Below are 23,568 nucleotides of genomic sequence, written 5' to 3'. Positions count from 1 at the left end.
CGCGGTGCACCGCCGCATCCGTGCGGCGTGCCCGGCCAGCAGCGCCGGCACCCTGGGTTTTTGCAAGGAGAGAGAGGCCGTGAGGTTCTCCACGATCAGCACGCAGATTCAACTGGCGAGACGGCCGCACGGTCAGCCGGTTGCGGACGATTTCATGACGGTCGAGGTGCCGCTTCCGGTGTTGTCGGACGGCGAGGTGCGCGTCCGCAACGAATACATTTCGGTCGATCCGTACATGCGCGGCCGAATGGACGACCGGCCGTCGTATGTCGAGCCGTTCAAGTTGCATGAAACGATGACCGGCGCCGCGGTCGGCCGTGTAATCGACAGCACGTCGGGCGCATTCGCACCCGGCGATCTCGTGCTGCACCGTTACGGCTGGCGCGACCTCGCCCAGGGCGCGGCAGCAGAGTTCACCCGCGTCCCGGACTTGCCGGACCTGCCGAGCAGCGTGCATCTCGGCGTCATGGGCGCCACCGGCATGACGGCCTATGTCGGGCTGCTGGTGGTGGCACGCATGCGCGCGGATGAAGTCGTATTCGTTTCCGCCGCAGCGGGCGCGGTCGGCTCGCTCGCGGGGCAGATCGCACGGCTGAAGGGCGCGGCGCGCGTGATCGGGTCGGCCGGCAGCGACGAGAAAGTTGCCGTGATTCGAGAACGCTACGGCTACGATGCGGCGTTCAATTACCGGCGCGCGCCGGTGCTCGAGCAACTCGAGGCCGTGGCGCCCGCGGGCATCGACGTCTATTTCGACAACGTCGGCGGCGATCATCTCGAGGCCGCGTTGTCGACCTTCAATTACGGCGGACGTACGGCGATCTGCGGTGCCATTTCGCAGTACGACCGCGTCGGTGTGTTGCCCGGGCCGCGGTTCATGGAAAACATCGTCTATCGCAGCCTGACGTTGACGGGCTTCCTGCTGCACGACTACCGGCAGCACCGCGATGCGTTCGTCGACGAGATGGCGGCGTGGCTGCGGGGCGGGCAGATCGTGCATGACGAAACGATCGTCGACGGTGTCGCGCGCGCGCCGGAGGCCTTTATCGGGCTGATGAACGGGACCAACACCGGCAAGATGCTGGTCAGGATCACGTGACCGATTGAACACGCGCGGTCGACCGCGCCCAGGGTTCGACCGTGCCGGCTTGCGGGTGGGACATGCCTGATGCGACTTCACGACTGGACGACGGGCCGTGCGTGGGTTCCGCCCCCGAGTTCGCGGGTGCCCAGGTGACGGTGCTGGAATGTGACGGAAGCGTGCTGGTGGTGCGTTGGGTCGAGCCCGGCGTCCGGCATTTCGGCGAGCAGCGCTGGCGGCGCGCCATCGCGTCCCGCCGCGGCATCTGCGTGCTGTCACATTTGCCCATCTTCCCCGGTGACGCCGTGTTTCGTCCGGCGGAGCGGCCGAGGCCGACCAATGCCGGCGCGATGATTCTCGCGAGCGATGCGCTGGGCGTGCAGCCTGCGTGAACGCGTACCGGCGCGCGCAGCGCCGGTACGACCGGATCACGATTGCGCGACGGTATTCCTGAGGATGCCGATCCCTTCGATCTCGACTTCGCACACATCGCCTGCGCGCATCCAGCGCTGCGGATTGCGCGCCATGCCGATGCCCGACGGCGTGCCGGTCGCGATGACGTCGCCGGGCTCGAGCGTCATGACTTCGCTGATGGTGGCGATCAGCGTGGCGATGTCGAAGATCATGTCGTTCGTATTGGCTTCCTGCACGACGACACCGTTGAGCCGGGTCTGCAGCTTGAGACCGGCCGCGCCCGCCGGCAGTTCGTCGACGGTCACCAGCTCGGGGCCCAGTGCACCCGTTTCGTCGAAATTCTTTCCGACGGTCCATTGCGGCGTCTTGAACTGATAGTCGCGCAGGGTCGCGTCGTTGAAGACCGTATAGCCGGCAACATGATTCAACGCATCGCTTCGTCCGATGCGTCGGCCGCCGCGGCCGATGATCACCGCCAGCTCGCCTTCGTAATCGAGCTGCTCCGATTCCGTCGGCATGCGTATCGCTGCGCCGTGCGCGGTCAGGCTGCTGCGAAAGCGCGCGAACAGCGTCGGATACGACGGTACCTCGTATCCCGCCTCTTGCGAGTGCTCGACATAGTTGAGCCCGACGCAGATGATCTTCGCCGGCCGCGTGACGGGCGGGAGCAGGGTGCAGTCGGCTAGGTCGAGCGGCCGGCCGGCCAGCTGGAGGCGTTGGCTCGCTTGCGCCAGCGCGGCAGGACCGCCTGAGACGAGCGTGTCGAGATCGCCGGGATAGTCGGGATCGGTACGTGTCAGTCCGAGAAAACGGCCGTCGCCGGAGCGGATGGCGAGGCCGGTGGCGCCGTCGCGTACGAAGCTGATGAATCGCATGATGGGTTTCCGATAATCAAGTCAAACAAGCCGGAAGGCGTGCGGCCGCGCCGCACAGCCCTTCGATCGCGTGCGGGATGGTGGGTCCCGCGTGATGCGGGCAGCCGCCCGAGGTCATTTGCCGGTCGAACCAGGCGCGCCGTCGTCGGTCACTTCGTTCGCGACGGCAGCCCGGATCCGCTTCAGTTGCGCCGGATCGACCTGCCGCCGGACTTTCGCGACGTCGGAGGCGCTCACCTGGCCGCCACGATTGCCCCAACTGCCGCGTACGAACGTCGCGAGTTCGGCGACCTGCAGGTCCGATAGCCGCCAGCCGAATGCGGGCATCGCCAGCGGCGCCGGATCGGATCGGGTCGACGGCATCCGCGAGCCGGTCAGAATCACGTGAATGACCGACGACGGATCGTCGGACGTGACCACCGCATTGCCGGCCAGCGCGGGAAACGCCTTCATCGCGCCGCTGCCGTCCGAGCGATGGCACGCATTGCAGTTGTTGAGGTACAGCAACGCGCCGCCGGTCGGCGTGACGCCCGAGCGCAACGCCGCGGTCGTGTCGGGCTTGACGGGCGGTGCCGCCGACGTCTGCGCTGCGCGACCGGGGCCGAGGCTGCCGAGGTAATCGGCCACCGCGCCCAGGTCGGCATCGCTGAAATACTGCGTGCTGTTCTCCACGACTTCGGACATGCCGCCGAACGTGGCGCTGCCGTGCGATCGTCCGGTTCGCAGAAGCTGAACGATGCTGTCCCGCGTGAGCGCGCCGGCGCCGTTTCCGTGCTCGGCGCGCAGGTCGGGTGCATGCCAGCCCGCCAGCGTGTAACCGCTCAGGTACAGGTCCGTGCCGCGCGCGTCGAACGCCTTCTCCTGGCCCATCAGGCCGTGAGGCGTATGACAGGCGCCACAGTGCGCGAGCCCTTGGACGAGATAGGCGCCGCGATTCCACGCCGTGCTTTGCGCCGGATCCTCGCGATAGGCGCCAGTGGGGCGAAACAGCAGATTCCATCCGGTGAGCAGCACGCGCAGGTTGAACGGAAAGTGGAGCCGCGTCTCCGGATTCGGCTGGCCGATCGGGCGGACGCCGTGCATGAAGTACGCATAGAGGGCACGGGTATCGGTGTCGCTGACCTTCGAGAAGGACGGGTACGGCATCGCGGGGTAGAGCAGGTGCCCGTCCTTCGCGACGCCTTTGCGCAGCGCGGCCGCGAAGTCGTCGTAGCTGTAGCTGCCGATCCCGTGCTTGAGATCGGGCGTGATGTTGGTCGAATAGATCGTGCCGAATGGCGTTTCCATCGGCAGCCCGCCGGCGAACGGCTGGTCGCGCCGCGCTGTATGGCATGCCACGCAATCGCCGACGCGCGCCAGATAGGCGCCGCGCGCGATCTGGTCGGCATCCTGCGCGTTCGCGGCGGCCGGTTGCAACCACGTGGCCAGCGTGGCGAAGGTCAATAGCAAGCCGAATGAAATCCCGGCCGGTTTCGTGCGTCGCTTACCCATTGCAATTCCTATGTCGGTAGCAGTGGACCGGGGTGCTTCAGATACTGCTCGCGGATCGCGCGCGCCGAGAAGTACGCTTGCGCGCCCACCATGCCGGTCGGGTTGTAGGCCCAGTTTTGCGGAAACGCGCATGCGCCCGTCACGAATACGTTGTGCACGTCCCACGATTGCAGGTACTTGTTCACGACGCTCGTGTCAGGACGATCCCCGCAGACCGCGCCGCCGGTCGTATGCGTGGTCTGGTAAGGCCGCATGTCGAAGTGATCGCCGATCTTGCCGGCATGGACCGACATCGATTTCGGCTTCATCGCCCGCGCGACTTGCTCGGCCTTGTCGGTGACGAAGCGCGTCATGCGCATCTCGTTGTCGTGCCAGTCGAATGTCATGCGAAGCAGCGGGAGGCCGTATGCGTCGCGATAGGTCGGATCGAGATCCAGGTAGTTCGTGCGGTATGACATGACCGAGCCCGCCGTACCGATGGAAAACGAATGCAGGTAGTTGTCCTTGAGCGCCTTCTTCCAGGCGGCCCCCCATTTGGGCGTGCCTTCCGGCAGCAGGGTCTGGCCGATCGGGCGGCCGCCGGTGACCATCGCGCTGATATAGGCGCCGCCGACGAACCCCGCCGCGGAATGATCGAAGTGATCCGCATTGAAGTCGTCGAATGCCTGGCCCCCGGAGCCGGCGCCGATGAACGGATCGATGTGGACATCCTTGTCGAAGAACAGCGAGACCGCGCTGTTCTTCTGATAGGCGAAGTTCCTGCCGACGGTTCCCGTTCCCGTCGCCGGATCGTACGGCGTTCCGATCCCGGACAGCAGCAGCAGGCGCACGTTGTGCATCTGGAATGCGCATAGCACGACGATACGCGCCGGCTGAAACACTTCCCGGCCCTGCGCATCGAGATAGGTCACGCCGGTGGCGCGCTTGCCGGACGAATCGAGTTGCACACGCGTCACATGGGAGCGGTCGCGCAACTCGAAATTGGGTTTGGCCAGCAACGCGGGCAAGATGCAGGCTTGCGGCGATGCCTTCGCATACATGTAGCAACCAAAGCCTTCGCAATAGCCGCAGAAGTTGCACGGGCCGAGCTGCATCCCGTACGGATTCTGATAGGCGACCGACGCATTGGACGCGGGAATCGGAAAGGGGTGGAAACCGGCTTCACTCGCCGCGTGCTTGAACAGCGTCGCCGGATAGTTGTCGGCGAGCGGCGGACACGGATAGTCGCGCCGGCGCATGGCCTCGAAGGGATTGCCGCCGTCGACGATCTGGCCGTGCAGATTGCCGGCCTTGCCCGACGTGCCCATCACCGCCTCGATACGCTCGAAGAACGGTTCGAGTTCGTCCAGTGAATAAGGCCAGTCCTGGATCGTCATGTCGCCGGGAAGGAACCCGGCGCCATAGCGCTGCACGTAGTGCGAGCGGATCTTGAGGTCGGCAGCATTGGCGCGCCAGGTCGTGCCGTTCCAGTGCACGCCCGAGCCGCCCACCCCGGTACCCAGCAGGAATGCGCCGAGCTGTCGGTAGGGCAATGCGTCTTCGTTCGGCGCATGCCGGATCGTGACCGTCTCGCGCGCAAGATTCTGCATCAGCTTGCGCCGCTGAATGTAAGCGAGTTCGTCGGCGATGGCCGGGTACGCGAACTCGGGGCTCGTATCCCGATTCTCGCCGCGCTCGAGGCCGACCACGGTCAGGCCGGCCTCGGCCAGCTCCATACCCATGATCGAACCTGTCCAACCCATCCCGACGAGGACGGCGTCCACTTCCGGCTTCGTGATTTGTGGCATATGCATCTCAACCCTGTTGACCTTCGATGCTGACCGGGCCGTACGGGTAGCGCTTGCCGGTCCCGACCCAGTCGAGGAAATCCGCCCGGGCGCCCGGGAAGCCGATCATCTTCCAGCTGCCCATCTCCTTGTTGCCGCCGTGTATCGGGTCCGATAGATAGCCTTCGCGGGTGTTCTCCAGCAGAAACGCGAAGAATTCCGTCGACGAGATCTCGTCGAATGCCATCGCGCCGGACTCCAGGCGTGCGAGCACGTCGGTCTGTTCCGCGACGGCGAGTTCGGCAAAGCGCTTGCCGGCGAACTCGCGCATGCATCGTGCGTTCGTCGCCTGGATGCCGGCTCGGTACAGCTCGCGCGGCGTCAGCCTCGACTGATAGCCGAACAGCGGCGAGGCGGCACGAAACGGACCCTGCATATACCAGTGCGCCGCGTAGCCGTAACCGGTTTCCAGTTGCCGGTCGATGAAGACGGGCACGTTCAGGTCCAGCGCGCCGGGCCCCTCGTCGTCGTGCGGGATCAGGCGATCCACCGCCGCGAGCACGAAGTGCCATTCTTCGAGCGTGAAGAACACCGGACGATAGGTGTCGAGCCGGACGCCGTCGTCGGCGTGTTGCGTCGACGGCGGTGCCGGCGATGCGTCGTCGCCCGAATGGCACGCACCCATCGCGACGGCAGCGGGAACGATGGCGATGCGTTTGAGGAATACGCGCCGGCCGGACTCCGGCGCCGGCTGGTCGCCGGGTGACTGGGTTTTGCTCATAGCTGGGTTTCAGACCATTGCGGGGTGTCGTCCCGTGCGCGGCCGCTACGGTCTGCTGACCATGCAGCGACAGCGTGCCGGTACGCCTTTCAACAGGCATGCGTCGGGCGGCTGCTCCGGAATGGAGCGGCGCGTCGGATCATGCGTCGAACGGGGTGTGCGACAAACAGTACCCACGGCCCGGCGCGATGGCAGCCCCCTGTTTGGGGAGGGCGCGCGTGATCGACCATTTCCGGGCGGCCGCGCAAGGTCGATCCGGACGCCCCCCCACTTAGGGAGGATCCTTGCAAAGGCCCCGACGGTACGAGGATCATGACGTTGGCGAGGCTTGCTTCTTCAAACTGACGAATGCCGCTCAACGATGCCGGATTGCTGGCGCAGTCACTGCCATCCGCAGTGCCGGCGTAAACCGCCGCGCCAGTGGATTGCAACTGCGTTACTCGACTCCGCCGCGAATTGCGAGCCGAGCGTGGCTCTGCCGAGGCGAGATGAAACCAACCAAGGAGTCTGCCATGTTGACTTTCTCACGACGATCGTTCGTCCAGTCAATCGGTGCCGCAACACTCGCGCCCGGCGTGTTGCTCGCGTCATCAGAGGGCGGGGCTGCGCCCGAAAAGTCCGCTCCACCGCAGGGTGGCGGCGCGAACTATGCCGACTACAAGCATATCCAGGTGACCCAGGACAGCAGCGTCGCCACCGTTACGCTGAACTACCCGCCGCTCAACCTGCTCGACGAGGTCCTGTCGGAGGAGTTCGACTCGCTGATCCGGCAACTGGAACAGGATACGAACGTACGTGTCATCGTGCTGCAGAGCGCCGTGCCGAAGTTCTTCATTGCACACTCGGGCCTGCACCGTGTCGGCTCGGCACCGAAAACGACGTCGAACACCCGCACCTTTCGCCTGACGCAGATGCTCGGCGAGCGCCTGCGCAACATGCCCAAGGCCGTGATCGCGAAGGTCGAAGGGATTGCGCGAGGGGGCGGCTGCGAGATTGCGCTGGCCGCTGACATGTGTTTCGCCGCGATCGGCGAAGCCGTGTTCGGTCAGCCGGAGGTCGTGTGCGGACTCGTCCCGGGCGGCGGCAACACGCAGCGCCTGCCGCGGCGGATGGGGCGCGCCCGCGCCCTCGAGGTGCTGCTGGCCGGGCAAGACTTCTCGGCGGAACTGGCCGATCACTACGGCTATATCAATCGTGCGTTGCCGGCCAGGGAACTGGGTCCGTTCGTGGACAAGCTCGCACGCCGCATCGCGACCTTCCCGCCCACCACGATTGCGCATCTGAAAAGGTCCGTGGACATGGGCTCCGACGTTTCCTTCTCCGAAGGTTTGTTGGTGGAAGCGCACGAGGCCGATCTGTGCGTCGCGAACGAAGCGATCCAGGCGCGCGTGAAGGCGATCCTCGCAGCCGGGGCCGAGACCTACGAAGGGGAACTCCGTTTCCCCGATCTCTCCGCGAAGCTGCCGCCGGCTAATTGAGCGGTCTGCCGGCGTCTGGAAGAGGGGGCGAACGCCTGCCCTGACGGTTCGACTGAAGGGGTAATCCCGACGCGCATGCCGGCCTCGGGATTGCATCGCGTGCTCGATGCCGTGCATTCGGCCGCACGACGCGCACGGCGCGGGCAGCTTCGGAAACAGCGCCAACGTGGCAGTGGCGCGTGGCGGTTCCGATGCAGACCATGTTTTACCGCGGGCTGTTACTGGTCCTTGATCGCTTCGGCCGAGATCAGCAGCTTCGTTTTCATCTTGAAGCCGTACTGCTTGCCGTAGTCGATGCCGAAATCGTCGCGGTTGAATTTGCCGACTGCATCGACGCCGCATACTTCACGCCGGTGGGCTAACTGCAGGCGAAAACCGCAGGGTTGCGCGGCGGGGTGGAAGCCGAGCTGTCGCTGGCGGTAGACGTGATGTTTCCGTTGGCTACGCTCGTCGAGGGCCTGAGAGCGTTCGCGGAGGAATTCCCCACGGTCGCGCTCAACCTGACGATCGAAGCGCTCGGTGGCGTGATGAAGCTGGTGATCGACGGCGGATGCGCACTCGGCATCAGCGGGCCCGTGCAAAACTGGCCGGACGCGATCGATGCGACGTCGATGGGCTCGATCGAACTGGTCACGGTCGCTGCGCCCACGCATCCGCTCGCGCAGCGTCGGGGGCGGATTCCGCTGTCCGAAGCTCGCGAATATACGCAACTTGTTCTGACCGACAGAAGCAGGCTGACCGAAGGGCAGTCATTCGGAATCTATGCGACGCGCACCTGGAAGACCGCCGACCTGGGCGCAAAGCATCGCCTGTTGCTCGAAGGGCTGGGGATCCATGCCAATGCATTTGATCGACGAGGATCTTCGGCAAGGCCGACTGGCCGTCGTGCGGTTGTCGGATCGTGACGTGATTCGATACGGGGTGTCGTTAATCAGGCGTGCAGATCGTGCCTGCGGGCCGGCGACGCAATGGCTGATCGACTATTTGACCCGTCTCGGCGGGGCAGGTAGATGAAACGGGATGCTGCTTGCTTCCCCAACCAGGGGCGAGTGCCAGCGCCATCGCCCGAGCGTCGTCGGGGTGGCGAGCAACCGGTAGCGCAGGAGGCCGCGTTGCGCTTCGTGCGCCGTCACGCGCCGCCTCGCTGCGACGAACCCGACTCCGTGTGATACTTGCCACGCACGTCGCACCGGACGCCGTTCCAACCATCGGCGCGCGTGACGCTGCCGATGGCATCCAACCCAGTTTGCATTTCGCAAGACCACCCGTCATGACCGACTCGAGCTATCACTATTACGAACCGTCGCAAGGCCACGGGCTGCCGCATGATCCGTTGAACGCGATCGTCGGCCCGCGTCCGATCGGCTGGATTTCATCCCGCGGCCAGGACGGCACGGTCAACCTCGCGCCGTACAGCTTCTTCAACGCGTTCAACTATCGTCCGCCGATCATCGGCTTTTCGAGCACCGCCGCCAAGGACAGCCTGCGCAACGTGCAGGAGACCGGCGAGTTCGTCTGGAACCTCGCGACGCGCGAGCTCGCCGACCGGATGAACCAGACCTGCGCCGCGGTGCCGTACGACGTGAACGAGTTCGATCTCGGCGGTTTGACCGCGATCCCGTCGCGCCTGGTCGACGTGCCGCGCGTCGCGGAAAGCGGCGTCAACTTCGAATGCAAGGTGACCGACGTGATCCGGCTGCGCGATCACCAGGGCGTGGAGACGCCGGCGTCGCTGGTACTCGGCGAGGTCGTCGCCGTCCATATCCGCCATGACCTGCTGAAAGACGGCATTTTCGACACCTTCGGCGCGGGCATCATTCTTCGCGCGGGCGGCCCGTCGGCCTACGTGCACGTCAAGCCCGACAGCCGCTTCGACATCTTTCGCCCCGACGCATAAGTCATCGCGCGCCGGCACGGCCGGCACGCGGGCGCGGCAGCGCCCGGACCCACGAGGACCCCGCGGAAATCCAGGATTTCGCGGGGTCTTTTGCTTCATGCCGCGCACCTGAGCGGGGCGCGCCGACCCGTCCGGCCCCGGTGCCCGAACGCCGGCGGCCCGATACCGCACTGCCGCAAACGCATCGTTCATCCCCCTCGCCGACAGCACGCATGGCCCGCCGACACCCGCCATGGCAAATCTGCTCACCGCAATCGAGCGGCTTGGGCATCGACGTCAGGCGCCACAAGGCATAGATTCCCAAAGTTGGCGTGCTTATCCGTACGCCAGCCCGCGCGTGAGCCGGCAACCGGCCGCGCGTTTTTATCAGCGTGAGACACAATCGAGCGTGGAGACGACACGATGAGCCTGTCAGAGCCATTGCGTCTGCATGTGCCGGAGCCCACCGGGCGTCCGGGCTGCAAGACGGATTTTTCCTATCTGCATCTATCGCCGGCCGGCGCGGTTCGCCGCCCGCCGATCGACGTTGCTCCGGCGGACACCGCCCATCTCGCGCGCAGCCTGGTGCGGGTGCTCGACGACCACGGCGAAGCCGTCGGCCCGTGGGCACCGGACCTCGACGATGCGCGCCTGATCGCCGGGATGCGCGCGATGCTGAAAACCCGCATCTTCGACGCGCGCATGATGATCGCGCAGCGTCAGAAGAAAATCTCGTTCTACATGTTGAGCCTCGGCGAAGAGGCGATCGGCGCCGCGCATGCGATGGCGCTGCGCCACGGCGACATGTGCTTCCCGACCTACCGCCAGCAGAGCATCCTGATCGCGCGCGACGTGCCGCTCGAACGGATGATCTGCCAGCTGATGTCGAACGAAGGCGACCCGCTGAAAGGGCGCCAGCTCCCGGTGATGTACTCGGACCGCGAAGCCGGCTTTTTCTCGATTTCCGGCAACCTCGCGACGCAGTTCATCCAGGCGGTCGGCTGGGCGATGGCGTCGGCGATCAAGGGCGACACGAAGATCTCGTCCGCGTGGATCGGCGACGGCGCGACGGCCGAAGCCGACTTCCACACCGCGCTGACGTTCGCGCACGTGTATCGCGCACCGGTCGTGCTGAACGTCGTCAACAACCAGTGGGCGATCTCGACGTTCCAGGCGATCGCGGGCGGCGAGGGGACGACGTTCGCCGGGCGCGGCGTCGGCTGCGGCATCGCTTCGTTGCGCGTCGACGGCAACGACTTCCTCGCGATCTACGCGGCATCGACCTGGGCCGCCGAACGCGCGCGCCGCAATCTCGGCCCGACGCTGATCGAGTGGGTGACCTACCGCGCGGGCGCGCACTCGACCTCGGACGATCCGACGAAATACCGGCCGAGCGACGACTGGGCCCATTTCCCGCTCGGCGATCCGATCGCCCGCTTCAAGCAGCACCTGATCGCCAAAGGCATCTGGTCGGACAGCGCGCACGACGCGCTCACGGCCGAGCTCGAGGCCGAGGTGATCGCCGCGCAGAAGGAAGCGGAGAAGTTCGGGACGCTGGCCGACGACCGGATTCCGTCGCCGGCCTCGATGTTCGACGACGTGTACAAGGAGCTGCCCGCGCATCTGCGCCGTCAGCGCCAGGAACTGGGAGCGTGATCATGGCGCAACAAGAAGCGACGACGGCAAACGCGCAGCCGATGACGATGATCCAGGCGCTGCGCTCGGCGATGGACGTGATGCTCGCGCGCGACGGCGACGTGGTGGTGTTCGGGCAGGACGTCGGCTACTTCGGCGGCGTGTTCCGCTGCACCGAAGGGCTGCAGGCCAAGTACGGCAGGTCGCGCGTGTTCGATGCGCCGATCTCGGAAGGCGGGATCGTCGGCGCGGCGGTCGGGATGGGCGCGTACGGATTGCGGCCGGTGTGCGAGATCCAGTTCGCCGACTACTTCTACCCGGCGTCCGACCAGATCGTGTCGGAAGGCGCGCGGCTGCGCTATCGGTCCGCGGGCCAGTTCACCGCGCCGATGACGATCCGGATGCCGTGCGGCGGCGGTATCTACGGCGGCCAGACGCACAGCCAGAGCCCGGAGGCGATGTTCACGCAGGTCTGCGGTTTGCGCACGGTGATGCCGTCGAATCCGTACGACGCGAAAGGGCTCCTGATCGCATCGATCGAAAACGACGATCCGGTGATCTTCCTCGAGCCGAAACGCCTGTACAACGGGCCGTTCGACGGCCATCACGAGCGTCCGGTCACGTCGTGGCTCAAGCATCCGGGCAGCGCCGTGCCGGAAGGCTATTACACGGTGCCGCTCGATACGGCCGCCGTGGTGCGGCCCGGCAACGACGTGACGGTGCTGACGTACGGCACGACCGTCCACGTGTCGCTCGCCGCGGCCGAGGAGACGGGCATCGACGCGGAAGTGATCGACCTGCGCACGCTGTGGCCGGTCGATCTCGACACGATCGTCGCATCGGTGCGCAAGACCGGCCGCTGCGTGGTGGTGCACGAGGCGACCCGCACCTGCGGCTATGGCGCGGAACTGGTGTCGCTCGTCCAGGAGCATTGCTTCTATCACCTCGAGGCGCCGGTCGAGCGCACGACGGGATGGGACACACCGTATCCGCACGCACAGGAATGGGCGTATTTCCCCGGCCCGGCCCGGGTTGGCGAAGCGTTGCGACGCGTGATGGAGGCCTGAGATGGGGATTCATGTCATCAAGATGCCGGATATCGGCGAAGGGATCGCCGAGGTCGAGCTGGTGGCCTGGCACGTGCAGGTCGGGCAGACGATCGCTGAAGACCAGCCGCTCGCCGATGTGATGACCGACAAGGCGGCGGTGGAGATTCCATCGCCGGTCGCGGGCAAGGTGCTGGCGCTCGGTGGCCGGATCGGCGAGATGATGGCGGTCGGCAGCGAGCTGATCCGTCTCGAAGTCGAAGGCGACGGCAACCTGAAGCCGGGCGCGAAGGCCCGCGATGCCGGTGCGGATGCGCCGCCGCGTCCGGCGGCGATCGACGCGCCTGCCAAGTCATCCCACGTCACCGAAGCAGCCGAAGCGCACGCGTCGTCGAAGGCCACGCGTCACGCCGCTGACCGCGCGCCGGCCGAGCCGCGTCGCGCCGAGCACGCGGTGCCGCCGCGCGCGGCACTCGCGCCGGGCGAGCGGCCGCTCGCGTCGCCGGCGGTGCGCCAGCGCGCATGGGACATGGGCGTCGAGCTGCGCTACGTGCGCGGCACCGGCGACGCAGGGCGGATCCTGCATGCGGACCTCGACGCGTACGCCCGCACGGGCGGCGACGCGGCGCGGGCATCGCAAGCGCACGGCTACGACGAGCGCAACGATGAGACCGAGGTGCCGGTGATCGGCCTGCGGCGTGCGATCGCGCGCAAGATGCAGGAAGCGAAGCGCCGCATTCCGCACTTTAGCTACGTCGAGGAGATCGACGTCACCGAGCTCGAAGCGTTGCGCACGGAGCTGAACCGCCGCTACGGCGACACGCGCGGCCGGCTCACGCCGCTGCCGCTGCTGATCCGCGCGATGGTGATCGCGCTGCGCGACTTCCCGCAGATCAACGCACGCTACGACGACGAAGCCGGTGTCGTCATGCGTTACGGCGCGGTGCACATGGGGGTCGCGACGCAGACGGACGGCGGTCTCACGGTGCCGGTGCTGCGTCATGCGGAAGCGCGCGACGTGTGGTCGATCTCGGCGGAAATCGCGCGGCTCGCCGACGCGGTGCGTGCGAACCGCGCGCAGCGCGACGAACTGACCGGCTCGACGATCACGATCTCGAGCCTCGGCGCGCTCGGCGGCATCGTGTCGACACCGGTCATCAACCATCCCGAAGTCGGCATCGTCGGCGTGAACCGGATCGTCGAGCGGCCGATGATCCGCGACGGCGCGGTCGTCGCACGCAAGATGATGAACCTGTCGTCGTCGTTCGACCATCGCGTCGTCGACGGCGCGGATGCAGCCGAATTCATCCAGGCCGTGCGCGGGGTGCTCGAGCGCCCGGCACTGCTGTTCGTGGAGTGAGCCCGATGAAGAATGAACACACCACGTTGCTCGTGATCGGTGGCGGTCCGGGCGGTTACGTCGCCGCGATTCGCGCGGGGCAGCTCGGCATTCCGACGGTGCTCGTCGAGCGCGAACAGCTCGGCGGCACGTGCCTGAACATCGGCTGCATTCCATCGAAGGCGCTGATCCACGTCGCCGACGCGTTCGAGCAGGCGCGCGGGCAGGCCGGCGAGGGAATGCTCGGCATTCGCGTGCGCGCGCCGGAGATCGACATCGCGAAAAGCGTCGCGTGGAAGGACGGCATCGTCGAGCGGCTCACGCGCGGCGTCGGCGCGCTGCTGAAGAAGCACGGCGTGCGCGTGCTGAATGGCGACGCGCGCGTCGTCGACGGCAAGACGGTCGACGTCGTCGCCGGCGATCACACGACGCGGATCGCGTGCGAGCACCTGTTGCTCGCGACGGGTTCGGAACCGGTCGCGCTGCCGTCGATGCCGTTCGGCGGACACGTCGTATCGTCGACCGAAGCGCTGTCGCCCACGTCGTTGCCGAAGCGGCTGGTCGTCGTCGGCGCCGGGTACATCGGGCTCGAACTCGGGCTCGTCTATCGCAAGCTCGGCGTCGACGTCAGCATCGTCGAAGCGGCGCAGCGCGTGCTGCCCGCATACGACGCGGAACTCGCGAAGCCGGTCGCCGATTCGCTCGCGCGGCTCGGCGTCGGGTTGTGGCTGGGCCACCAGGTGCTGGGCCTCGCGAACGACGGCGCGGTGCGCGTGCAGGCACCCGACGGCGCGGAGAAGACGCTGCCGGCCGATCGCGTGCTGGTGGCGGTCGGTCGCCGGCCGCGCGTCGACGGCTTCGGGCTCGAGTCGCTGTCGCTCGATCGCAACGGCCGTGCGTTGCGTATCGACGACGAATGCAGGACGTCGATGCGCAACGTGTGGGCGATCGGCGACGTCGCCGGCGAGCCGATGCTCGCGCATCGCGCGATGGCGCAAGGCGAGATGGTGGCCGAGCTGATCGCGGGACGCCGCCGCAAGTTCGTGCCCGCGTCGATCCCTGCCGTGTGCTTCACCGATCCCGAGATCGTCACGTCCGGTTGGTCGCCCGACGAGGCGAAGGCGGCCGGCGTCGACTGCATCAGCGCGTCGTTCCCGTTCGCGGCGAACGGGCGGGCGATGACGCTGCAGGCGACCGACGGTTTCGTGCGCGTGGTCGCGCGCCGCGACACGCACCTGATCGTCGGCTGGCAGGCGGTCGGGCGCGGCGTGTCGGAGCTGGCCGCGGCGTTTTCGCAGTCGCTCGAGATGGGCGCGCGGCTCGAAGACATCGGCGGCACGATCCACGCGCATCCGACGCTCGGCGAAGCGATGCAGGAAGCGGCGTTGCGCGCGCTGGGACATGCGTTGCACGTGTGAACGCGTGCCGGCATGCACGGCCGGACGAAGCCCCGCTACGGCGGGGCTTTTTTTGCGTCGGCAGCAGGCGGCGGCTTTGGCTTTCCCGCACCGGATTCGACATGACGTTTCGCGCCGGCAATATCCGGATTGCAAACGATCGATCAAAGTCGGCGATGCGACAGCAGGCGCGCTGCATGCGCATTCCCCGCGTAACTTTTGATTGCCGATGCGCAAACAACCCGTTCGACGCTGCCTTGCGATATGCGTTGAAGGGCCCTCGCTGCAGGCGGTCACGAAGGCTCGCGCGCTCGAGCGGACTGCGCCGTCACGTCGCGATAGAACGCATCGATCGCATCGACCATCTGCGCCAGCCCCGGTTGTTCGAGCGGATAGTGGCCGGCGTTGTCCAGCATCACGACCTTGACCGGCACGTTGCGGATGCGCGCGAGGAACGGCTCGCTCAGGTGCTTCGGCGTCCAGTGGTCCGCCGCCGGCTGCGTGAGCAGGATCGGGCATACGCGGAACTGCTCCGGTTCGAGTGCCGGCCGATACGTCATGTACGAATCGAGAAAGGCCATCGTCATCGCGTTGCCGGCCGACGTGCGATCGGACATCCACACCTTGAGCGCGTCGTCGCGGTTCACGAGCGCGTGCATCTTGCTCGCGAGCGACATCGGGATGCGCATCGCGCGCAGCGGCGTCTTCGCTGAGAAGTGCGTCATCGGGCCGCCGACGCGGCTCATGAACAGGTTGCGCGCGGTTTCGTCGCGCACTTGTTGCAGGCGCTGATCGAGGAACGTCATGCCGACGATGCCAGCGACCTTGCCGTTCAGCGCGGCCACATGGTACGTCAGCATGCCGCCCGCGCTCAGCCCGTAGAGCACGATCGGGCGATCGTCCTTCGCGCGCTCCGCGTCGATCAGGTCGCTGCCGGCACGTACCCAGTCGTCGTAGCGCACCAGCGCGCCGCGTGCGACTTCGGTCATCCCGTATTCGGGCATGTCGACCGCGATCGTTTCGTAGCCGCGGCGTGCCAGTTGCTCGCCGACGATCATCGACATCTGCCGGCCGTTGGTGCCGACGCCATGGAACAGGATCGCCTTCACTTTCGCGTGAGGGTTGCGATACGTGTCGAGATGGATGCGATGACCATGCCAGCGCCACCATTCTTCATGCGGCTGGCGGTCGGCCGTCCACTGGAAGTCGGGCGGCAGGAAGTGCTGCATGGCGCGCCAGACGGGCTGGTCTGCATAGGTCCTGGACATGGCGGCGGTCTCCGGTCGATTGCACGAAAGGGCGGTTGCGATGGGTCCCATCATGATCCGGCCGTCTGTCGCCAACCATGCTGGCGCGGGCCAACCGCTTTAGAATCTAGGCCAACACACGTCACGAGGCGTCCGATGAACGTCTGGAACTTTGCCCGCAGCCCGGCTTCCGTCCTGCTGATGATCGCGTTCGGACGCGACCGCAAGCTCGCGCCGGCGGCCTTGCTGAAGGGCTCGCAGCTCACGCTGAAGCAGCTGGCCGATCCGGACTTCACGGTGCTGGCCGCGCAGGAGCTGACCGTCGCGTCGAACCTGCTTGCGCTGACGGGGAACGAGGCCGGCGTCGGTCTGACGGTCGGCCTGTCGTATCAGTTGTCGGCGTACGGATTGCTCGGGTACGGGCTGCTCAGCAGCGCGACCGGGATGGACGCCGTCGCGCTCGCGGGCCGCTATCTGGCGCTGACCTATACCTTCGTCGGGATGACGTACCGCCGCGCCGGTCGGCACGATGCGATCGCGTTCGACGCGGCGCCGGAACTGTCCGCGCCGCTGCAGCGCTTCTTCGTCGAGCGCGCGATGGGCGCGACCTGCCGCGTGCTGCGCGACGTGATCGGCAGCGCGTTTGATCTCGCGACGTTCGACCTCGCGTATGGCGCGGAGCCGGGTGGCCGGCAGGTACTCGGCACGCGGGTCCGGTACGGTCGGCCGGCCAATGCGATCACGTTCGCGCATGCGCACCTCGAACGGCCGTTGCCGCAGGCGAATGCCGCGACCGCCGCGATGTGCGAGCGCCTGTGCGCGGAGTTGATCGCGCGCAGGCGCACGCGCGTCGACCTCGTGTCGTTCCTGAACGAATACCTGGTCACGCGGCCGTTCGACCGGCCGCCGCAACTGAAGGACATCGCGACGCTGCTCAACACGAGCGAGCGCACGCTGAAGCGCCGGCTGCAGGACGAGGGCGCATGCTTTCGCGACATCTCCAATGCGGTGCGCAAGGCGCGCGCAGAGGCGCTGATTGCCGAAGGGCGGCTGTCGATCAAGGAAATCGCGGAGGAACTGGGGTTCAGCGACATGTCGTCGTTCTCGCAGGCCTACAAGCGGTGGACCGGTGTCGCGCCGAGCGTGTCGCGGCAGGCGGGAGCCGGTTCGTAGCGGGGCAGGCCGCGGGTCCCGGTTGACCCTCCCGAGCAAACCGTTCATCGTGTCGACTTCCAGTCTGAATCGTCGGCCGCACACAGGCGAGTCCACCGTGATGCGGCATGGCGAAGCCCGGCATGCGCGCTGCTGTCGCTGGCGGCGAGCCGGCGCAGGCCTCATAGGGAACTAGCGAACATGAAACTGTTGCTCGTCGGCGCGACCGGACTCGTCGGGCGCCACGTCCTCGAACTCGCGCTCGCCGATGCGCGGGTGGACCAGGTCGTCGTCGTCGCGCGCCGGCCGTTGTCGCCGCATCCGAAGATGCGTGCGCTCGAAGCCGACTTCGATCATCTGCCGGAGGATGCCGACTCGTGGCAGGCCGACGCGGTGATCTGCGCGCTCGGCACCACCATGCGCACCGCGGGTTCGCAGGCGGCATTCCGGCGTGTCGATCACGACTATCCGCTCGCGGTCGCGCGTCTCGCGCACCGGCACGGCACGCCGACCTACGTGCTGAATTCCGCGCTTGGCGCGGATCCGGCGTCGCGCATCTTCTACAACCGCGTGAAGGGCGAGGTCGAGCAGGCGCTCGCCGGCGTCGGGTTTGCGTCGCTCACGTATGTGCGGCCCGGCGTGATCGGCGGCAGCCGCGACGAATTCAGGTTCGGCGAGCGGCTGCTCGCGCTTGCGCTGAGCGTTGCAGGGCCGCTGTTGCCGCCGAAGTGGCGGGTGAATCCCGCGCCGCGCATTGCCCGCGCGCTGCTCGATGCCGCGATCGATGCCCGCCCGGGCGTGCACCTCGTCGCATCGGACCGGCTCGCCTGAACCGTAACGGGCGACGCGCGGCCACCGCATCCGGCAGGCCGGGATGGGCGCAAGGATCGCCCGCGCCGGCTAGCCGTGCGCGACGCCGTCGAGCGGGCCGAACTGTTCGGCGAGCGCATCGCGGAACGCGTCCAGCGCTTCGCCGCCGTCGCTGTTGCGCGGCGTCGCGAGCTGGAACGCGACCGCATGGCTCAGCTTGCTCGCGAGCAGCCTGCGCATCTTTCCGGCCGCGACCCACGGCGCCGCGACATGGTCGGGCAGGAAGCCCACGTGCGCACCGGACAGGATGAAGATCACGTCCGCATCGACGTTTTCCGAGAATGCGGTCGGCTGCGCGTTGCGTAGCGCCGAGCCGGCCGTGTGGGTCTTGTAGAGCCGCGCGACGTGGCTCGCGCGCGCGACGTCGTTCACCGATACGGTTTTTTTCGCGGCGAGCGGATGCCGGGCGCCGCAATAGAGCGACTGCTGCTCGACGAACAGCGGGGCGTAGTACAGGCCGGCCTGGTGTCCCGAGAAGTAGCCGACCGCGAGCTGCAGTTCACCTTTCAGCAGCTTGCGCTCCAACTCGTCAGGCGCCACCGAGAGCATTTCGATCCGCACGTCGGGCGCACGATCGCGAAAGCGGCCGACGGCCGTCGCGATCGCTTCGACGATGTCCGGCGCGAGTCGCTCGGACAGCCCGATGTGCAGCTCGCCGAGCAGCGTGCCCGACACGTGCTGCGTATCGCGCGTGAACACCTCCATCGCCTGCAGCAGGCGCCGTGTCGACTGCAGCACGCGTTCGCCTTTCGGCGTCAGCCGGAAACCGCCTTTGCCGCGCTCGCACAGCCGGAAGCCGACGCGCGTTTCGAGCTTGGCCATCTGCGTGCTGATCGTCGACGGCGCCATCCCGAGCGTGCCTTGCGCCGCGCTGAAGCCGCCGCTCTCGACGATCGTGACGAACAGCCGCAGCAACTGCACATCCATGTCTCTCAAGCGGGTCAGCATGGCGATACATCGCGTTTTGTGAAGTCAGCTTATGTTAGTTCATATTTTTCGTCGAATGGGGGCGCGGCAGAATCGGGTCCGAGGTCGCCAGCCGCGCGACCGCTGTTCCCCTCACACAGGAATCCGACGATGAGCCAGAACGATCTCGCGTTCACGCGCGACAGCCTTTACGGCACGCAGGCCGAACCGACGTTCGCCGGTGCGACGAGTTTCATGCGCCGGCGCTTCAGCCGCGATCTCGACGGCGTCGATCTCGCGATCACCGGCGTGCCGTTCGATGCGGCCGCGTCGCACCGGCCCGGCACGCGCTTCGGCCCGCGCGGGCTGCGGATCGCGTCGACCGGCATCGCGTGGGAGCGCCCGTGGCCGTGGGAATTCGATCCGTTCGACGTGCTGGCCGCGGTCGACTACGGCGACTGCGTGTTCGACCTTGGGCAGCCCGAATCGGTGCCGGGCGCAATCGAGCGGCATGCGGATGCGATCCTCGCACGCGGCTGCGCGATGCTGACGCTCGGCGGCGATCACTTCATCACGTATCCGCTGCTGAAGGCGCATGCGAAGGTGCACGGGCCGCTGTCGCTCGTGCATTTCGACGCGCACACCGACACGTGGCCCGATCGCGATGTCAAGCGCATCGATCACGGCACGATGTTCTATCACGCGGCGCGGGAAGGGTGGGTCCTGCCCGAACGGTCGGCGCAGATCGGCATCCGCACGACCAACGACGAGCCGATGGGGTTCGACATCCAGGATGCGCGCAGCGTGCACGCGTCGACGCCGGCGGCGGTCGCCGCGCGGATCCGCGAGCGCGTCGGCGATCATCCGGTGTACCTCACGTTCGACATCGACTGTCTCGATCCGGCGTTTGCGCCGGGCACCGGTACGCCGGTGTCGGGTGGGCTGTCGAGCCATCAGGCGCTCGAGATCCTGCGCCACCTGAACGGCATCAACCTGGTCGGGATGGACGTGGTCGAGGTGTCGCCGCCGTATGATCATGCGGAAATCACGTCGCTGGCCGGTGCGACGATCGGGCTGGAACTGATCTGCCTGTATGCATCGCGCCGGCGGCAGACAAGGGAAAAATCGATCGATGGATGAACTCGTCTGGCGCAAGGCCGTGCCCGGTGACGCGGCCGCGTGCATCGCACTGCGCGGCAAGACCCGCGAAAACGCGTTCACCGAAGCGCAGTTGCGCGAGCTCGGCATCACCGTCGAAAGCTGGGACGACGGGATCCGCGACGGCCTGTTCTCGGGCCATGTGTGCTGCGCGAACGGATGCATGGTCGGCTACTGTTTCGGCGACACAGCTTCGGGCGAGATCGTCGTGCTCGCGATGCTGCCCGAGTACGAAGGCGCGGGGATCGGCAAGCGGCTGCTGCGGCGCGTGATCGACGATTTCGCGGCGAACGGCTTCACGTCGCTGTTTCTCGGCTGCTCGACCGATCCCGCGTCGCGCTCGCACGGGTTCTACCGGCATCTCGGCTGGACACCGACCGGCAAACTGGATGAAGCCGGCGATGAAATCCTGACACTTCAGGTCGGGCAGCACGCCTGACCGCATGCGTTGCCGCGGATCGCGCCGCTTCAGCGATCCGTAAAACTGTTTCGTCACACAAATCAATAACGCAATTGCGGCACGCACGCTGATCTACGATGGAAGCATTGCGTCCATCGCCAGCACGAATCGTGTGCACCCACTACCGCGCCCCCGATGAAGACCCGGGCATCAGCGAGCTGAAGATCGGCATCGGCGACCTGTTTCGCCGCGATCCCTGGCAGCCCGACGTCTATCCCGACTACGCGGCGCCCATCGCGCATGCCGACGGCGACGGGCTCGCGGTCGTGAGCGCGGTGTTCGGCTTCTGGCCGAAATTCATGCAGCCCGAGCGCCTCGACGAGAACGGTCGCAAGAGAAAGAAACTCGATACGGTGAACGCGCGGGCGGAAACGGTCGGCTCGTCGCGGCTCTACGGCAATGCGTGGCGCAACGGCCAGCGCTGCCTGATTCCGGTGCGCTGGATCTTCGAGCCCTGTTACGAAACCGGCCGCAACGTGTGGCACCGGATCGGCGTCGACGGCTGGCAGCCGTATTGCGTCGCCGGTATCTGGCGCCGCTACGAAGACAGCGACGGGCGCGTATGCATCGGCATGACGATGCTCACGGTGAACGCCGACGATCATCCGCTGTTCGCACGGATGCATCGGCCGGGCGACGAGAAGCGCGGCGTCGTGATCCTGCGCAGCGACGATTACGACGAATGGCTGCATACGCGCGAGATCGAGACTGCACGTCGCATGCTGAACCTGTTCCCCGCCGATGACATGACGGCCGAGCCCGACCAGGCACCGCCGGCCGGCGCGTGACCTTTCATTTTTCCAAGGTCTGACTTGCGGCGAAATTGCCCGGCCGTGCGCCGATTATTCGGACGATTTCGAAAATCGATCGATACCGGGTAATCCCCGATATCACGCAAGTTGTATATACAAGATCATCCGCTGGCAATGTCGGCACACGTCGCGCCGCTTGCGCGCCAGCGTGCAGACCATGCGTGCGTGGCGCATGCCGGCGATCCACGGCGCACCGCACCCGAAGAGCCGAAAGGGCGGCTCGGCACGTTCCCGTTTCATCCGAACTATTTGTGATCCTCAGTATCTTGGAGATTTTCCCGTGTCAACGAATTCCAGTGGAAAAGCCGGCGGCCTGATCGAGGTACGCTCGATCGATTTCATTCCCGACGCCGAACGCCACGGCGGGCTGCTGAGCCAGTTCACGCTGTGGCTGTCGGCGAACATGCAGATCACGGCCATCGTCACAGGGGCGCTTGCGGTCGTGCTCGGCGGCGACGTGTTCTGGTCGCTGGTCGCGCTGCTGCTCGGCCAGCTCGTCGGCGGCGCGGTGATGGCGCTGCACGGTGCGCAAGGGCCGCAGCTCGGCTTGCCGCAGATGATCTCGAGCCGCGTGCAGTTCGGCGTTTACGGCGCGATGATCCCGATCGTGCTCGTGTGCCTGATGTACATCGGCTTTTCCGCGAGCGGCTCGGTGCTCGCCGGGCAGGCCGTCGCGCAGCTGCTGCACGTCGACGACGCGGCCGGCATCCTGCTGTTCGCGGCCGTGATCGTCGTGCTCACGGTGTTCGGCTATCGCGCGATCCACTTCGTCGGGCGGATCGCGAGCGTGGTCGGCATCGTCGCGTTCATCTACATGTTTACGCAGCTGTTCGCGAACCACGACGTCGGCGCGCTGCTTGCGAACAAGCATTTCTCGCTCGCAAGCTTCCTGCTGTCGATGTCGCTGTCCGCGTCGTGGCAGATCGCGTTCGGCCCGTACGTCGCCGACTATTCGCGCTACCTGCCGCGCTCGACGTCGTCGGTCGCCACGTTTCTCGCGGTCGGCCTCGGCTCGGTGCTCGGCGCGCAGGCGGCGATGGTATTCGGCGTGTTCGCCGCCGCGCTCGCCGGCAGCCAGTTCGCGCACCACGAGGTGTCGTACATCGTCGGCCTCGGCTCGACCGGCGCCGTGGCCGCGCTGCTGTACTTCAGCATCGCGTTCGGCAAGGTGACGGTGACGGCGCTCAACGCGTACGGCAGCTTCATGTCGATGGCGACGATCGTCAGCGGCTTCCGCGGCAAGGGCGCGGTGTCGTCGCGCAGCCGTCTCGTCTACATCTTCGGGATGATCTGCGTGTCGACGCTGATCGCGCTCGCCGGCCGCCATTCGTTCCTGAAGGAATTCACTGCGTTCATCCTGTTCCTGCTTGCGTTCTTCACGCCGTGGAGCGCGATCAACCTGGTCGACTACTACTGCTTCACGCGCTCGCGCTACGACGTGCCGGCGCTGTCCGATCCGGACGGCCGCTATGGCCGCTGGAACGTGATGGCGATCACGATCTACGTGGTCGGCATCCTGGTGCAGCTGCCGTTCATGTCGACGCACATCTACACGGGCCCGCTCGTCGACGCGCTCGGCGGCACCGACATCTCGTGGATTCTCGGTCTCGTCGTGCCGGCGCTGCTGTATTACGTCGGCGCGCGCGCGTCGCGACGCAGCATCCCCGAGCGCCTGATCCTGCCGCTCGAACGCGGCGAGGCTCGTCACTGACGCGTCGCATTGACCGTCGGGCTGGCCTGCCGCCGGCCTGAGCGGCCCGCCGCGCGTCGCGCGGTCGGCAGCCGCG

Annotated in this window: 20 protein-coding genes and 2 pseudogenes; 15 read left to right on the top strand and 7 right to left on the bottom strand. The window is 66.7% G+C overall.

What is annotated here, in order from left to right; translation table 11 throughout:
* The first annotated feature begins 79 nt into the window (after positions 1-79).
* Positions 80-1,096, top strand: a complete 1,017-nt coding sequence (locus tag GEM_RS11075; RefSeq protein WP_014897494.1) for an NADP-dependent oxidoreductase — start codon at positions 80-82, stop codon at positions 1,094-1,096.
* A gap of 62 nt (positions 1,097-1,158) precedes the next feature.
* The gene (locus GEM_RS11070; protein WP_080599388.1) at positions 1,159-1,470 is read left to right on the top strand and encodes a DUF3331 domain-containing protein; all 312 of its coding nucleotides are present in this window, start codon (positions 1,159-1,161) and stop codon (positions 1,468-1,470) included.
* Positions 1,471-1,506: 36 nt separating this feature from the next.
* On the opposite strand, the gene GEM_RS11065 is transcribed toward GEM_RS11070, so the two are convergent.
* From GEM_RS11065 to GEM_RS11050, 4 genes are all read right to left on the bottom strand, one after another.
* Positions 1,507-2,367, bottom strand: coding sequence for a fumarylacetoacetate hydrolase family protein (locus tag GEM_RS11065; RefSeq protein ID WP_014897492.1), 861 nt, complete (start codon positions 2,365-2,367; stop codon positions 1,507-1,509).
* Positions 2,368-2,481: 114 nt separating this feature from the next.
* Positions 2,482-3,858 carry a c-type cytochrome gene (locus GEM_RS11060; protein WP_014897491.1) on the bottom strand — a complete coding sequence of 459 codons (1,377 nt, stop codon included), beginning with the start codon at positions 3,856-3,858 and terminating at the stop codon, positions 2,482-2,484.
* A gap of 8 nt (positions 3,859-3,866) precedes the next feature.
* Positions 3,867-5,645, bottom strand: coding sequence for a GMC family oxidoreductase (locus tag GEM_RS11055; protein ID WP_041490667.1), 1,779 nt, complete (start codon positions 5,643-5,645; stop codon positions 3,867-3,869).
* 7 nt (positions 5,646-5,652) lie between these two features.
* On the bottom strand, positions 5,653-6,405 hold the full coding sequence (locus tag GEM_RS11050) for a gluconate 2-dehydrogenase subunit 3 family protein (protein ID WP_014897489.1): 753 nt from the start codon (positions 6,403-6,405) through the stop codon (positions 5,653-5,655).
* Between the two features lie 488 nt (positions 6,406-6,893).
* Between GEM_RS11050 and GEM_RS11045 the strand changes: the two genes are divergently transcribed.
* Complete coding sequence (locus GEM_RS11045) at positions 6,894-7,883, top strand: enoyl-CoA hydratase/isomerase family protein (RefSeq protein WP_272148339.1); 990 nt, start codon at positions 6,894-6,896, stop codon at positions 7,881-7,883.
* Positions 7,884-8,101: 218 nt separating this feature from the next.
* Here GEM_RS11045 and GEM_RS29830 read toward each other — a convergent pair.
* Positions 8,102-8,236, bottom strand: a pseudogene (locus tag GEM_RS29830) (polyisoprenoid-binding protein); the annotation flags it as partial.
* Between the two features lie 9 nt (positions 8,237-8,245).
* Between GEM_RS29830 and GEM_RS11040 the strand changes: the two are divergent.
* From GEM_RS11040 to lpdA, 6 genes and pseudogenes are all read left to right on the top strand, one after another.
* Positions 8,246-8,897: pseudogene (locus tag GEM_RS11040) on the top strand (substrate-binding domain-containing protein); the annotation flags it as partial.
* A 256-nt stretch (positions 8,898-9,153) separates the two neighbouring features.
* Positions 9,154-9,780 carry a flavin reductase family protein gene (locus GEM_RS11035; RefSeq protein ID WP_014897486.1) on the top strand — a complete coding sequence of 209 codons (627 nt, stop codon included), beginning with the start codon at positions 9,154-9,156 and terminating at the stop codon, positions 9,778-9,780.
* 402 nt (positions 9,781-10,182) lie between these two features.
* A complete protein-coding gene (locus tag GEM_RS11030; protein ID WP_014897485.1) occupies positions 10,183-11,415 on the top strand; it encodes a 3-methyl-2-oxobutanoate dehydrogenase (2-methylpropanoyl-transferring) subunit alpha in 1,233 nt (410 codons plus the stop codon).
* 2 nt (positions 11,416-11,417) lie between these two features.
* Positions 11,418-12,461, top strand: a complete 1,044-nt coding sequence (locus GEM_RS11025) for an alpha-ketoacid dehydrogenase subunit beta (protein ID WP_014897484.1) — start codon at positions 11,418-11,420, stop codon at positions 12,459-12,461.
* Position 12,462: 1 nt separating this feature from the next.
* Entirely contained in the window at positions 12,463-13,800 is a 1,338-nt protein-coding gene (locus tag GEM_RS11020) for a dihydrolipoamide acetyltransferase family protein (RefSeq protein WP_014897483.1), read from the top strand.
* Positions 13,801-13,805: 5 nt separating this feature from the next.
* Positions 13,806-15,197 (top strand): dihydrolipoyl dehydrogenase, encoded by a 1,392-nt coding sequence (lpdA, locus tag GEM_RS11015; RefSeq protein WP_014897482.1) that lies wholly within the window; start codon positions 13,806-13,808, stop codon positions 15,195-15,197.
* 272 nt (positions 15,198-15,469) lie between these two features.
* Here lpdA and GEM_RS11010 read toward each other — a convergent pair whose 3' ends face one another.
* Positions 15,470-16,444, bottom strand: a complete 975-nt coding sequence (locus GEM_RS11010) for an alpha/beta hydrolase (protein ID WP_014897481.1) — start codon at positions 16,442-16,444, stop codon at positions 15,470-15,472.
* 135 nt (positions 16,445-16,579) lie between these two features.
* Here GEM_RS11010 and GEM_RS11005 point away from each other — a divergent pair, with 135 nt between their 5' ends.
* Both GEM_RS11005 and GEM_RS11000 read left to right on the top strand, forming a co-directional pair.
* Entirely contained in the window at positions 16,580-17,596 is a 1,017-nt protein-coding gene (locus GEM_RS11005; protein WP_014897480.1) for an AraC family transcriptional regulator, read from the top strand.
* A 180-nt stretch (positions 17,597-17,776) separates the two neighbouring features.
* Positions 17,777-18,406 (top strand): NAD(P)H-binding protein, encoded by a 630-nt coding sequence (locus GEM_RS11000; RefSeq protein WP_014897479.1) that lies wholly within the window; start codon positions 17,777-17,779, stop codon positions 18,404-18,406.
* Between the two features lie 69 nt (positions 18,407-18,475).
* Here GEM_RS11000 and GEM_RS10995 read toward each other — a convergent pair whose 3' ends face one another.
* The gene (locus GEM_RS10995) at positions 18,476-19,393 is read right to left on the bottom strand and encodes a LysR family transcriptional regulator (RefSeq protein WP_014897478.1); all 918 of its coding nucleotides are present in this window, start codon (positions 19,391-19,393) and stop codon (positions 18,476-18,478) included.
* 129 nt (positions 19,394-19,522) lie between these two features.
* Here GEM_RS10995 and speB point away from each other — a divergent pair, with 129 nt between their 5' ends.
* The 4 genes from speB to GEM_RS10975 all read left to right on the top strand — a co-directional run bounded on the left by speB (position 19,523) and on the right by GEM_RS10975 (position 23,492).
* Positions 19,523-20,491: an agmatinase gene (gene speB / locus GEM_RS10990; protein WP_014897477.1), complete on the top strand. Its 969-nt coding sequence runs from the start codon at positions 19,523-19,525 to the stop codon at positions 20,489-20,491.
* Positions 20,484-20,948: a GNAT family N-acetyltransferase gene (locus GEM_RS10985; protein ID WP_014897476.1), complete on the top strand. Its 465-nt coding sequence runs from the start codon at positions 20,484-20,486 to the stop codon at positions 20,946-20,948. The genes speB and GEM_RS10985 overlap by 8 nt, the downstream gene beginning before the upstream one ends.
* A 131-nt stretch (positions 20,949-21,079) precedes the next feature.
* Positions 21,080-21,757: an SOS response-associated peptidase family protein gene (locus GEM_RS10980; RefSeq protein ID WP_041490522.1), complete on the top strand. Its 678-nt coding sequence runs from the start codon at positions 21,080-21,082 to the stop codon at positions 21,755-21,757.
* A gap of 304 nt (positions 21,758-22,061) precedes the next feature.
* Positions 22,062-23,492: a purine-cytosine permease family protein gene (locus GEM_RS10975; protein ID WP_014897474.1), complete on the top strand. Its 1,431-nt coding sequence runs from the start codon at positions 22,062-22,064 to the stop codon at positions 23,490-23,492.
* The last annotated feature ends 76 nt before the right edge of the window (positions 23,493-23,568 follow it).

Source organism: Burkholderia cepacia GG4, from assembly GCF_000292915.1.
Taxonomy (GTDB): Bacteria; Pseudomonadota; Gammaproteobacteria; order Burkholderiales; family Burkholderiaceae; genus Burkholderia; species Burkholderia cepacia_D.
The sequence above is the reverse complement of the archived record's forward strand: the minus strand, read 5'-3'. Positions and strand labels throughout refer to the sequence as shown.

What these genes read in the sequence shown, in the direction of transcription:
- GEM_RS11030 (WP_014897485.1), top strand. Translation starts at nt 10,183, where the DNA reads ATGAGCCTGTCAGAGCCATTGCGTCTGCATGTGCCGGAGCCCACCGGG.
- GEM_RS10985 (WP_014897476.1), top strand. Translation starts at nt 20,484, where the DNA reads ATGGATGAACTCGTCTGGCGCAAGGCCGTGCCCGGTGACGCGGCCGCG.
- GEM_RS11050 (WP_014897489.1), bottom strand. Translation starts at nt 6,405, where the DNA reads ATGAGCAAAACCCAGTCACCCGGCGACCAGCCGGCGCCGGAGTCCGGC.
- lpdA (WP_014897482.1), top strand. Translation starts at nt 13,806, where the DNA reads ATGAAGAATGAACACACCACGTTGCTCGTGATCGGTGGCGGTCCGGGC.
- GEM_RS11000 (WP_014897479.1), top strand. Translation starts at nt 17,777, where the DNA reads ATGAAACTGTTGCTCGTCGGCGCGACCGGACTCGTCGGGCGCCACGTC.
- GEM_RS11055 (WP_041490667.1), bottom strand. Translation starts at nt 5,645, where the DNA reads ATGCCACAAATCACGAAGCCGGAAGTGGACGCCGTCCTCGTCGGGATG.
- GEM_RS11045 (WP_272148339.1), top strand. Translation starts at nt 6,894, where the DNA reads ATGAAACCAACCAAGGAGTCTGCCATGTTGACTTTCTCACGACGATCG.
- GEM_RS10995 (WP_014897478.1), bottom strand. Translation starts at nt 19,393, where the DNA reads ATGCTGACCCGCTTGAGAGACATGGATGTGCAGTTGCTGCGGCTGTTC.
- GEM_RS11005 (WP_014897480.1), top strand. Translation starts at nt 16,580, where the DNA reads ATGAACGTCTGGAACTTTGCCCGCAGCCCGGCTTCCGTCCTGCTGATG.
- GEM_RS11060 (WP_014897491.1), bottom strand. Translation starts at nt 3,858, where the DNA reads ATGGGTAAGCGACGCACGAAACCGGCCGGGATTTCATTCGGCTTGCTA.
- GEM_RS11035 (WP_014897486.1), top strand. Translation starts at nt 9,154, where the DNA reads ATGACCGACTCGAGCTATCACTATTACGAACCGTCGCAAGGCCACGGG.
- GEM_RS11065 (WP_014897492.1), bottom strand. Translation starts at nt 2,367, where the DNA reads ATGCGATTCATCAGCTTCGTACGCGACGGCGCCACCGGCCTCGCCATC.
- GEM_RS11070 (WP_080599388.1), top strand. Translation starts at nt 1,159, where the DNA reads ATGCCTGATGCGACTTCACGACTGGACGACGGGCCGTGCGTGGGTTCC.
- GEM_RS11010 (WP_014897481.1), bottom strand. Translation starts at nt 16,444, where the DNA reads ATGTCCAGGACCTATGCAGACCAGCCCGTCTGGCGCGCCATGCAGCAC.
- GEM_RS11020 (WP_014897483.1), top strand. Translation starts at nt 12,463, where the DNA reads ATGGGGATTCATGTCATCAAGATGCCGGATATCGGCGAAGGGATCGCC.
- speB (WP_014897477.1), top strand. Translation starts at nt 19,523, where the DNA reads ATGAGCCAGAACGATCTCGCGTTCACGCGCGACAGCCTTTACGGCACG.
- GEM_RS11025 (WP_014897484.1), top strand. Translation starts at nt 11,418, where the DNA reads ATGGCGCAACAAGAAGCGACGACGGCAAACGCGCAGCCGATGACGATG.